General features: G+C 41.7%; 12 protein-coding genes. 8 read left to right on the top strand and 4 right to left on the bottom strand.

Going from position 1 to position 11,561, the window contains the following annotated elements:
- Positions 1–100 precede the first annotated feature (100 nt).
- A complete protein-coding gene (locus tag N5C46_RS03180) occupies positions 101–901 on the top strand; it encodes a class I SAM-dependent methyltransferase (protein ID WP_261750884.1) in 801 nt (266 codons plus the stop codon).
- Between the two features lie 87 nt (positions 902–988).
- Here N5C46_RS03180 and N5C46_RS03175 read toward each other — a convergent pair whose 3' ends face one another.
- Positions 989–1,189: a twin-arginine translocase TatA/TatE family subunit gene (locus tag N5C46_RS03175; protein ID WP_261750883.1), complete on the bottom strand. Its 201-nt coding sequence runs from the start codon at positions 1,187–1,189 to the stop codon at positions 989–991.
- Positions 1,190–1,342: 153 nt separating this feature from the next.
- The gene (locus N5C46_RS03170; protein WP_261750882.1) at positions 1,343–1,636 is read right to left on the bottom strand and encodes a hypothetical protein; all 294 of its coding nucleotides are present in this window, start codon (positions 1,634–1,636) and stop codon (positions 1,343–1,345) included.
- A 208-nt stretch (positions 1,637–1,844) separates the two neighbouring features.
- Between N5C46_RS03170 and N5C46_RS03165 the strand changes: the two genes are divergently transcribed.
- Positions 1,845–2,426, top strand: coding sequence for an STM3941 family protein (locus N5C46_RS03165; RefSeq protein WP_261750881.1), 582 nt, complete (start codon positions 1,845–1,847; stop codon positions 2,424–2,426).
- Positions 2,427–2,477: 51 nt separating this feature from the next.
- On the opposite strand, the gene guaC is transcribed toward N5C46_RS03165, so the two are convergent.
- A complete protein-coding gene (gene guaC / locus N5C46_RS03160; protein WP_336275516.1) occupies positions 2,478–3,461 on the bottom strand; it encodes a GMP reductase in 984 nt (327 codons plus the stop codon).
- A gap of 240 nt (positions 3,462–3,701) precedes the next feature.
- Here guaC and N5C46_RS03155 point away from each other — a divergent pair, with 240 nt between their 5' ends.
- Positions 3,702–4,250, top strand: coding sequence for a 2'-5' RNA ligase family protein (locus N5C46_RS03155; protein ID WP_261750879.1), 549 nt, complete (start codon positions 3,702–3,704; stop codon positions 4,248–4,250).
- Between the two features lie 87 nt (positions 4,251–4,337).
- Here N5C46_RS03155 and N5C46_RS03150 read toward each other — a convergent pair whose 3' ends face one another.
- The gene (locus N5C46_RS03150; RefSeq protein ID WP_261750878.1) at positions 4,338–5,585 is read right to left on the bottom strand and encodes a CYP152 family fatty-acid peroxygenase CypC; all 1,248 of its coding nucleotides are present in this window, start codon (positions 5,583–5,585) and stop codon (positions 4,338–4,340) included.
- Positions 5,586–5,773: 188 nt separating this feature from the next.
- Here N5C46_RS03150 and N5C46_RS03145 point away from each other — a divergent pair, with 188 nt between their 5' ends.
- From N5C46_RS03145 to N5C46_RS03125, 5 genes are all read left to right on the top strand, one after another.
- Positions 5,774–6,160 (top strand): MerR family transcriptional regulator, encoded by a 387-nt coding sequence (locus N5C46_RS03145; RefSeq protein WP_261750877.1) that lies wholly within the window; start codon positions 5,774–5,776, stop codon positions 6,158–6,160.
- Positions 6,157–7,677: a class I adenylate-forming enzyme family protein gene (locus tag N5C46_RS03140; RefSeq protein ID WP_261750876.1), complete on the top strand. Its 1,521-nt coding sequence runs from the start codon at positions 6,157–6,159 to the stop codon at positions 7,675–7,677. Before N5C46_RS03145 ends, N5C46_RS03140 begins: the two co-directional genes overlap by 4 nt.
- Before the next feature lie 5 nt (positions 7,678–7,682).
- Complete coding sequence (locus N5C46_RS03135) at positions 7,683–9,356, top strand: acyl-CoA dehydrogenase family protein (RefSeq protein WP_420720449.1); 1,674 nt, start codon at positions 7,683–7,685, stop codon at positions 9,354–9,356.
- Positions 9,357–9,713: 357 nt separating this feature from the next.
- A complete protein-coding gene (locus N5C46_RS03130; RefSeq protein WP_261750874.1) occupies positions 9,714–10,265 on the top strand; it encodes an Hsp70 family protein in 552 nt (183 codons plus the stop codon).
- A gap of 366 nt (positions 10,266–10,631) precedes the next feature.
- Entirely contained in the window at positions 10,632–11,501 is an 870-nt protein-coding gene (locus tag N5C46_RS03125) for a cation diffusion facilitator family transporter (protein ID WP_272501222.1), read from the top strand.
- The last annotated feature ends 60 nt before the right edge of the window (positions 11,502–11,561 follow it).

Genomic DNA, 11,561 nt, shown 5'->3' with positions numbered 1-11,561 from the left:
CTTTTCCTGCGGAGCCCCTGATTACAAAGGGATCGGGGAGGTAAAGTGGAGAGTTATTGGAGGTCCGGCCCTCTAAAGTTTTTCTGGAGGTGACGGCATATTGAGACAAAGTGAGCTTAGCAGGATTAATAGGACAGGATGGAATGATGGTGCTTATCAGGCGTGGGTGAATCGTCATGGATCGCCAAAGGATTATGCTCTTACACTTATGAAAAATCCACAACAGAAAGTAATGAAATATCTAAACCATATGGGAGATATCAGAGGAAAAAGAATTGCCAATCTACTAGGATCAAAGGGTAATAAAGCAGTGTCCTTTGCTTTATTGGGCGCAGAGGTTACTGTGGTGGATATTTCGAAGGAAAATAGCAAGTACGCCATGGAATTGGCAGAAGCCGCTGGTGTCGATATTCGTTATATCGTTTCTGATTTATTAGAAATCCCCTCTGAAGAGAAAGAAGCAGATTATGATTTTGTCATTTTGGAAGTTGGCGTTCTACACTACTTTGTGGATTTAGTGCCTGTTTTTACGATCGTCATTAACATGCTTAAGAAAGGCGGAACTCTCATCTTAAGGGATTTCCATCCGATGCTTACCAAGCTATTGACGCTTGAGGGGACGAAAATGGTGGCAGCAGGCGATTATTTTGAAAGTGGTGAAAAGGAAGTGGATGTAGCTTTCCGGAAACTATTGAAGACCGATTCCCTGCACCAATCAGCCAAGAATAGAATTCGCAGGTGGACACTTGGTGATATCATCACAGCAGTCGGCACTACCGGCTTAACCATTACTCAATTAGAAGAGGAAGCCGGGATAAGATGGGCGTTCCCAGCCAAAGCACCTATAGGAATTGAAGATAACATCCCTGGTTTATTCACAATCATTGCAGAGAAAAAATAGCGGAATGGAATAAAAGAGGGACGGACCTCTTAGAGAATAATAATGACGAAAGAATCATCACTCCTAGAGGTCCGTCCCTTGTAATGGTTACATATTATTGTTCTTGTCTTCCTGATTTGAAGGCGACTGATTTTGTTGTTCTTCGTCTTCCATTATTCCACTTACAGCCTTTTTGAATTCTTTGAGGGTAGCACCGGCGGCTTTTCCCAGCTCTGGCAGTTTGCTTGGTCCAAAGAATAAAAGCGCAACAAACAGTATAATCGCTATTTCACCGAATCCCAGATTCATCGTATATTCCCCGCTTTATTGAAAGTCGTATAATTTAACATTCATCTATCTCCAGTCGAATATCTTCAATTTATATTAGTAAAATGCATGACAAATAATCTCTTTTCTGTCAGAAACAAGCTTATTAACAATGATGAAAAAGGAATGTAAGGTTCAGAGGTAATTTGAATGGGACCTGACCACTTCTAGAAAACCCAACGAATCGGGAAGAACTTCAAAGCAAAATGGACGTTGTTCGAAAGCCTTCATGCCGAAGTCCGTGTCAGGGGGAATGGTCATTTTATTAAGAGGAATATCATCTTGTTTATGGACGAGAGAAGGGGTCGTGTCGAGAATCATGGCTTCATCTGCTAGAAACAGGTGATCCGAAATGGTAGGCTCATCATCAAAGCTTGATAATATGGATTGATGTGACTGTTGTTGAATCGGATTGGTCATAAATGCCATACACAAAACCACCTTTAACATTAGTCTCGCCATTGGTCCTTCACCTCCCAAGATCATATTACACTTAATTATAGCCATATTTTTTTTGGTGTCTATAAAAATCCAGAGGGACGGACCTCGAAAGATAGTAGGAAAGATTTCATCTATCCTCTTTGAGGTCCGTCCCTCAAGGTTTAAGTATTATTTTTTCGGGTATAGGAGATTGGATATGTATATTTATGGAAGGGGATTGGTCATGGAGGAGAAGGTTATTGATTTTTATGAATCTAAGAAGAAGTTGAGTTTGATTGCGGTTGGATGTGTGTTGTTTGTGCTATTGTGTTTGTATTTAACGTATGAGTTTTTCTTTATTGATGTGAACTATTTGATAGGGGGGATTGTTGCGTTGGGAGGAGTGTTCTTTCTTTTCTGTTTGATTCAGATCTTTAAGAAGCTCTCTGTTGATGTACCTCATGTAAGTATGACTAAGGAGTATCTGGTATTATACGTGTTGCCTGATGAACCCGTTCACATTCGCTGGGAGGATATTGAAAGCTATATTCCTTACGAAATCTACCGGAATTCTTTTATTGGGATCGTTCTCTTCGATGAAGAGGAATACCGCGACAAGATGCCTGATAAGCTAAAACGTATGTCCAGGATGAATGTGAAAATGGGATATCCCCAATACAATATTGTAATAGGCAATTTAAAGGAGCCACAAAAATTACTTGAAGAGTTACCCATTCGTATTCCCCATGCGAATATGGTTACGGAAGAAAAGACTGTTTCTCCTACGAATTCACTGTAATATAACCAAAAAAAGGTGAGCAATCATTGCCCACCTTTTATCTTTTAAAGATTAATAAACTTTATCCCCATTAAAGATCGAATTTTTAACCACAACGTAATCTACTGTACGGATGGATTCAAGTTTTGTTCCGCCTGCATAGGAGATGGAGGATTGAAGGTCTTGTTCCATTTCAATCAGGGTGTGTTCTAATGAACCTTTATGTTCAACATACATTTTCTTGCCTTCAACATTTTTCTTTTCACCCTTTTGAAATTCCGACGCTGATCCAAAATATTCTTTGAATAGTTTACCGTCTTTTTCAATCGTTTCTCCAGGCGATTCTTCATGACCGGCAAATAGGGATCCGATCATCACCATAGTGGCACCAAAGCGGATGGATTTTGCAACATCACCATGGGTACGGATGCCTCCATCAGCGATGATGGGTTTAGTAGCCGCTTTAGCGCACCATCTCAGTGCAGCCAGCTGCCATCCACCTGTACCAAAGCCTGTTTTGATCTTTGTAATACAAACCTTACCCGGTCCGATTCCAACCTTGGTAGCATCGGCCCCGGCATGTTCTAATTCTCTTACGGCCTCCGGGGTACCAACATTCCCGGCAATCACAAAGCTTTCAGGTACATGCTTTTTAATATGTTGAATCATATTGATGACGGCATTGGAATGACCGTGTGCAATATCGATTGTAATGAATTCAGGGACAAGCTTTTCTTCAGCAAGCTGCTCGACAAAGAGGTATTCTTCTTCCTTTACACCTACTGAAATAGAAGAAATCAATCCACGTGACTTCATATCTTTAATGAATGACACACGCTCTTCAGGATTAAAACGATGCATAATATAGAAATAATTATTTTCAGCTAAATAGACAGCGATTTTTTCATCAATAATGGTTTGCATATTGGCTGGGACTACTGGCAGTTTAAACGTATGTCCACCCAGTGTTACACTCGTATCACATTCAGAACGGCTGTTAACCACACATTTTGCAGGAATCAATTGAATATCTTCGTAATCAAATACATTTTCCATCATTACACCCCTAAACACGAATATTAAAGTTTGTTTATTTTATAAATGTTCGTCCATAAGGTAATTTACCTCATTTTCTTACCGTTGTCAAAGATTTTTATTATATTTTAGGATATATACAAACTATTCATGCGGGTGGTCATTAAGCGTTTACATCAGGTTTATCTTTTGGGAGACTTTGTTAGAGTATAAACATAAGGGATATTTTCCATTCCGTATATTAAGAAAGGTGGTTTGCCTATGTATTGGGTCATCGCTCTATTCGATGATCAAACAGAAGAGCTGATTGAAGGGATTTGGAAAGAACTAGCGGTTAAGAACATTTCTTATTATAAAGAAGAGATCAATGATGCCCGTCCTCATATTACTTTAGGCAGTTACACGGAATTAGACAAAGAGGCATACATAGAATCTTTAGAAACTTTTTATGAACATACCGCACCCTTACGTATCACATTCAATACAGTAGGATCTTTTTTGAACTTCGGCACTCTTTTTCTTTCCCCGACCGTTACGAGGGAACTTCTGGACTTTCACACATCTCATTACAATCATTTTCATTCTTTTAATCTAAACGCCAATCCACTTTATCTTCCAGGCAATTGGATTCCACACTGCACATTGGCCAATAAACTTTCCCCTGAAAAGTTAGCCGAGGGATTCGAGCACTGTTTAGGAAGGGGAGACACGATTGAAGCGGAGATAAATGGTGTAGCCATTATTGAATTGTTGGATGATTCAGAGGATTGTATGGATGCACCCATCATCTATACCAAATCATTTATGTAGACTGAAATATTCTGTATCAAACAGCGAGAGGCGGGATGATACCCCGCCTCTCGCTGTTTGGTATTGCAGAGTGCCAACGCAACAAAGTTATTTATTGCATACCTTCTTCATCACAAATCCACTTTTCGGAAGTGTTGGGATCTCCCGGAGACTGTAGCTCATATCCTGCTTCGGCAGCTGATAGGTAAGGTGCTTACTCATGAAGGAGAAGCTGGCTTTCATGACTTCTATGGTCGGCCATTCACCTGGACAGCGATGACCGGTATCATAATCTCCACCCCCTTGTGGTACCAGTTCAAAGATACTGCCCTTGTAGTCTCTGAACCGACCGGGTTCGAACTGATCAGGGTTCTCCCAGATCCGGGGATCATGATTTGTACCATACAAATCAAGCATCACCATTTGACCTTGTTTAAAATGATATTGCTGCCATTCGAAATCCTTGGTTGTCAGGGCAGCGAGAAAAGGGAAGAAGGGATAGTAGCGACGCACTTCCTGAATGAAACATCTGAGGTCTTCGTCATTAGAATGAATCTTTTCTTTCCACTCCGGATTTTCTTCAAATGCAACAGCGCCAAACACCAGATAACGTGATATGGCTACAAGAGGGCGAATGACATTTATTAATTCGACTGCAGCCACTTGTTTATCAAGAAGGTCCCCGTTCAGGTCTTGGTGGAAAGCCATTTCGTTTAGGGCAGACCCTTTCCTGGTTTCATGCTGCCCTTGACGCACCTTATGAATGACGCTTTCAATCCATTTTTCCAATCGATTCCTTGCCCTGAGACTTGCGAGATACTGGGGGCCGATTTTTGATGCTCCTTCAATTAATCTGTTTAAATCTTTGGAGCGTTTTGGTACTGCTTTCTCTTCGATTGGTATACCCGCCCATTCACATCCAACCTTTGTAAGTAACTCCAGGGATTCCTCGAAAAGGTTGACTTTATTCTTTTTCTCCCACTTACGTGTATATGCATCCCACTGTCTAGTCGTCAATTTTTGCAATTCCTCGAGTCCTTCGGGTGTCATCAATGACATAAACAAACGTTTACGGTGTTCATGTGACTTTCCATCTAACGTTTGGACCCCGCCTTTCCCAAAGAGTGTGTTCAGTATGTGAGGGGGCATCGCTCCGTTCCTTTTCATCTTTTCATTATCATAGAACAGTTTCACACCTGCTTCACCGCTAAGAAGAGCGACCTTCTTACCAAGAACCTTTGTTTCATACACATCTAGATGATGCTTCTGAGTACGTTTTTGAATAAACTCATAGCCGTCCAAAAAGATCGACAATGTACGGTCAATTCCTTTATCTTTCGGTACCTGAACCGGCATTATGTATTCACATCCCCTTCTATTTAATTATTTTGTACTTTCCCACTTTTCTTATGAAAATAAACGCCTAAGCTATTCATTTTTTAGGAGACCAAAAAATAGTTATTTTTGAAAAATCGGTTGAACTTTACGTTAACGTCAATGATAAAATGAAAGTATCGAAATTTTCCAACAAAGAGCTGATCATTATGCCTTATACCATTTCTCAATTAGCAAAGGAGTTCAACGTAACGACACGTACTATCCGGTATTATGAAGAACTTCGACTACTAAATCCTGAAAGGAGTGATTCAGGTAGGAGACTTTACTCCAAGAGTGACGTAACCAGACTTAAATTAATAGTCCGTGGAAAACGCTTCGGCTTCACTTTAGAGCAAATCAAGGAAATGATTCACCTGTTTGATCAAGATCGAAGCGGAAGGAAGCAATTGGAGCGCACAGTCGAATATGGGAACATGAAAATAGAGGAGATAACCACTTTCATTCAAGAACTAGAAACGATGAGAGCTGAAATGGAAGAATTAAGGGATGACTTTCTTAAAAAATTAAATGAGTCAGGGGAGAACAGAGAATGAATATATCAGAATTACTATCTCGTAATTCCAGGAAATATCCAACACGGCAGGCGGTTGTTACCGAGGGCGATGAGATGACTTACAGGGAGTTGAATGAAAAAGTCAATCAATTGGCCAATAGCTTAAAAATGCGGGGGATAAATGTTGGGGATAAAGTGTTGCTGTTCATGCCGAACACAGCGGAATTTGTCATCAGCTACTTCGCAGTCCTGCGGTTGGGGGCGATCACAGTCCCCGTTAATGCAAAGCTTTCTTCTGATGAATTATCATTCATAGTCCATCACAGCGATGCCCGAGCCATCCTTGCACATGAGTGGGTTTGGGAAACCGTAGAAAGCATTGATCCCGGTCAGCTATTATGTGTTAAAACAGGGAAGACACGAGGATCCTGGAAGTCATTTGATGACATGTTGAATGAAGGGAGTAAAGAAGAAATCGCCTGCACAATGAGTGAAGAGGATGATGCTACCATCCTTTATACTTCCGGTACGACAGGTCAACCAAAAGGCGTCCTCTTCACTTACCGGAGTATTCTAACGGTTTCCATCATGATGTGTGTGGAATTTGAGATGAAACCCGAAAGCAGGATCCTCCATATGATGCCTCTCAGTCATTCTGCACCACTTCATCTATTCCTGATAGCAGGTACTTATGCAGGAACCACCCATGTATTATCACCGACTTTTACTCCTGAGGATCTACTTAAGCAGGTAGAGCAAGAACAGATCACACACTTTTTCGGTGCGCCGGTCGCCTACTTATTCACTTCCAAACTGCCTAACATCCAAACGTATAATCTTACTTCAATGAAATATTGGGTCTATGGCGGAGCACCTGTCTCCCCAGCAGAAATTGCATATATAAAAGAAAGGTTAGGGACGGACCTCCTCCATTGTGTTTACGGTCTGACAGAAGCTGGACCCAGCGGAACCCTGTTAGCAGCAGATGAACACCACCAAAAAGGAGGGAGTATCGGGAAGAGAGGGGCCCTCGGAACAGAAATTATGATTGTTAACGAAGAGGGAGAGCCAGTGGACACGAATGAGGTGGGAGAAATTCTCCTATATGGAGAAGGTAATATGAAAGGATACTATAAAGATCCGGAGAAGACGGAAGAAGCCTTTATCAATGGATGGTTGAAAACCGGAGATCTTGCCAGAGTGGATGAACAAGGATATATATGGGTGGTGGACCGCAAGAAGGATATGATCATTTCCGGTGGCGTAAACGTTTATCCTAAAGAAATTGAAGAACTGCTTGTGGAGCATCCGGCTATTTCTGAGGTGGCAGTCGTTGGAGTCCCCCATCCTGTGTGGGGGGAAACTGTTAAAGCGTATGTCGTCAGTTCGCTATCGTCGAATGAACTTTCCACAGTATGTAATGAATTCCTGAAGGGTAAACTGGCAAGTTATAAAACTCCAAAACTTTATGAATCCTTGCATGCACTCCCGCGTAATGCAACAGGCAAAATACTGAAACAGCCTTTACGGGATATGACTCAGGAGGTGAATCTATGAGAAAGATGGAGAATTTTTATCATGAAGATCCTCATTTAAAAGAAATCCTCGAGAGCTATCTGGACAAAGATTTTCTCACGTGGGCCGATCATGAGCTGAACACTTTCGGCGAGCTATGTGCAGGGGAAATTGATGAACGGGCCGTCCATACAGACCGTGAAGGACAGCCTAAACTTATTAAATACAACAGATTCGGAGAAGAGATTTCTGAGATCTGGGTCAATGAAGGATATAAGAAAACAGTTGAACAAACATACAATAAAGGAATTGTCGGGTATATCCATAAAGAAATACCCGGGCTTGGGAGGAAAGGAAATTATATGTATTCCTATGCCCAGGGATACCTTTTGTCCCAAACCGAGCCCGGTTTCTATTGCCCGGTCACCCTTTCCATGGCAACGGCCCTCCTTCTTGAAAGGTATGCGTCTCCTGAGGTGAAAGCCCGGTTCCTTCCACACGTCCTTTCAACGGGAGAAGTCGAGTTATATGAGGGGGCGACCTTTTTAACTGAGAGACAGGGAGGGTCTGATGTCGGTGCAAATGATACAAAGGCTGTTCAAGATGGTGAATCCTATCAGCTATGGGGAGAAAAATATTTTGCCTCCAATTCTGGGATGTGCGGAGTGACTATGGTGCTCGCTCGGATAGAGGGATCCGGTAAAGGAACAAAGGGACTTAGCTTATTTGCTGTCCCGTGGAGAAACGATGATGGCTCCCTTAATGGGATCCACATTCGAAGGCTGAAGGATAAGTTGGGTGTCCGGGCAGTGCCTTCAGCGGAGGTGGAGTTCAAAGGGGCAAACGCCTATCTGGTTGGAGAACCGGATAGAGGCATCTACTATATGATGGAAGCACTCAATTTATCCCGGATTTGCAATGCCGTTGCATCGATCGGCATTATGAGAAGAGCCTATCTTGAAGCAAGAAATTACGCATTCCATCGTGAAGCTTTCGGACAGCCTCTGGCTCACTTTCCGATGATAAAAGAATCCTTGACCCGCCTTGCCTCTAAACAGGAAGTGGAAACCAGTGCCGTGTTCCATCTCGTTCACTTGTATGATCGAGTCGTGTGCGATGACATTCCCACAACAGAGGAAGAATCTGTTTTAAATCGCTTGCTGATTGCCATACTGAAGAAAGAATCAGCGGAGCAGGCGATTCACTTTTCTCATGAAGCAATCGAACTTCATGGTGGAAATGGGTACATTGAAGATTTCGTCCTTCCCCGCCTACTCAGGGATGCCCAGGTATTGACGGTATGGGAGGGTACAGCCAATATTCTAGGACTCGAAGTTCTGAGATTAATGAATAAACACCGGGCTCATGAATACTTTTTAACCAGAATGAAAGATGAGCTTTCCCTTGTTCCAGAAGAATTCATATTGTTAACGATCCCCGTAACGGAAGGAATCGTGAAGCTAGAACAACTATTGACACTGGTAACCACGTCTAATCATGATACACAGACCTATCATGCTAAGAGGATGGCAGAACTGATGGTCCATATTTTCGAAAGTGTGGTGGCACTTAAAGACGCCTATACGTTTGGCGGAAAAAGAAAACGTATGATTGCAGATGTTTTTATCGAGCAAACATGGAAAAGAACAGAATGGATGGATGAAGAAATGAAATCCGTTCAATACTTCGACGAAATAGTCGGGGGGAAAGTAAGGGTTTAAATGAAAAAATCCCGGGCAACGTCCAGGGATTTCTTTTTATTTTTCACAGCAGCAGGGACAATCACATTCTTTTTTCGTTTTACACGTACAGCGGTCACAAGGACATTCTTTCGTTACCAAATAAGGCACCTCCTTTTGCAAAAGTCATTATTCATCGTTTCCAAATCACTGAATTTCATACACATTTAAGCAACAGAAGCCCCACGTGTTAATGGCTAACGTCAAAGTACGGAAATCAGCATGTCTACCTATTAAAAAGTTACAAATAATACTAAATGATATCCATTTGTTTACAAATTTTAAGTGATAAGGTAATATATGTAATTGTAGGAACGAATGAATGGGGAGGAATTACAGATGAAAAAATTGATGTTACCCTTTTTCTTGCTGTCTATGAGTTTATTTATTGCTGCATGCAGTAGTGATGAGGGGAGTACAGAGGAAAAAGAGACAAACACTGAAGCAACTGAAGAAAGTGCAAAATCGGACGAGATGGAAATGAAATCCGCTCTATTAGACTTTCAAAAAGAAGTCATCAACACAGTGAATGCCAATGATTCAGCTATTTACACGTTTGAATCCGCAAAAGCTAAAGAAGAGGATAAACCAAGTGCAGAAGAGATTGCCAAACTTAAAACCGAAGCTGAAACAGCTGCTAAAACCGTAGCTGAAGACGTTCAGGGGCTAGAAGTACCTGCTGGTCTGGATTCAAAGAAAGAGGAAATCCAAGGGGCATTGGACGATCTTGCAAAATCATATGAAACCAGAGCTGCAAATCTTTCAGACGAAGCAAACGCAGAATACACAGAATCTGATGAACAATTTGCTTCATTTGAAGAAAAAATGGCTGCTGTTTATGAAGAAGCTGGATTGACGAAGCCTAGTTTTTCAGCTGATATTGTAGATTAATAGCACAGAAAAAATATAGATTAGACTTTTGACTAGAGTAGACTCAGATTTTTGACTCATTCGGGCGAAACTAAAGTTTCGCCCGCTTTTCAGCAAAGCTGAAAAGTAGCTCGTGTAGAAAGGCAGCCTGAATCAAATGCATTTGATTCAGGCTGCCTTTCTACACGGGCTAAATGAGTCAAAAATCATTATACACAGGACTGTACCCACAGTCCTATTTTTTATGCCTTCATAAAAGTTTGCTACCGGAAACATTGTTCACCTCTTCATATTAAGATAGCTTCACTAAAGAAGGTTGCTATAGACCCACATGGGAAGGGGTTGCTATGATATTCAGGTACATATCAAATGTGGAGGAATAGGATCGTGAACCAAGAAAAATATGATCAGTTAAAATTGGGTGAGCGTGGTGCACTGATAAGCATTATCGCCTATATACTGTTATCAATTATTAAATTCCTCATTGGAACAACAGCCGAATCGGAGGCATTACGTGCAGACGGCTTGAACAATGCCACGGATATCGTGGCTTCCGTTGCAGTACTTATCGGCTTAAGGTATTCAAGGAAGCCAGCCGATCAAGATCATCCTTATGGGCATTGGAAAGCGGAAAGTGTAGCCTCTTTACTGGCATCCTTTATAATGATGGTAGTGGGGATACAGGTGCTATACAATGCGATCCAATCTGTATTTGACGGAAAAACCCAGGCACCGGATCTCATTTCCGCATGGACTGGTATTGGGGCTGCAATCGTCATGTACCTTGTCTATAGATACAACAAAAAATTAGCACAGAAAATTAATAGTCAATCACTTATGGCTACAGCAAAAGATAATCTCTCAGATGCATGGGTAAGCATCGGCACGGTGATCGGTATCCTTGGTGCTCAATTTTATTTGCCCTGGTTGGATCCCCTCACGGCAGTCATTGTCGGCCTTCTCATCTGTAAAACCGCGTGGGGCATTTTTATAGAAGCTTCCCATTACTTAACGGACGGATTTGATGAAGAGCTTATAGAATCTTACGAAAAGACCGTCCTCGATCTCCCTGGGGTTAAAGGTGTAAAAGATATTCGGGCAAGAAATTATGGAAACAACACTGTCGTGGATGTAGTGATTCTGGTGAGGTCAACCCTCGATATAAAACAGGCACATGATATTTCAAGCGAGGTAGAAGAAGAATTGATGAATAAGCATGAGGTGTATGATGTGCATGTTCATGTGGAACCGAATTAAAAGCGCTTCACTTCGAAAGGCCCTGCTTAGGGTCTTTTTTAGGTTCAAATCCATTTCAAC

This window comes from Rossellomorea vietnamensis, from assembly GCF_025398035.1.
Lineage (GTDB): Bacteria > Bacillota > Bacilli > Bacillales > Bacillaceae_B > Rossellomorea > Rossellomorea vietnamensis_B.
This window is presented reverse-complemented; position numbering and strand designations above follow the sequence as displayed.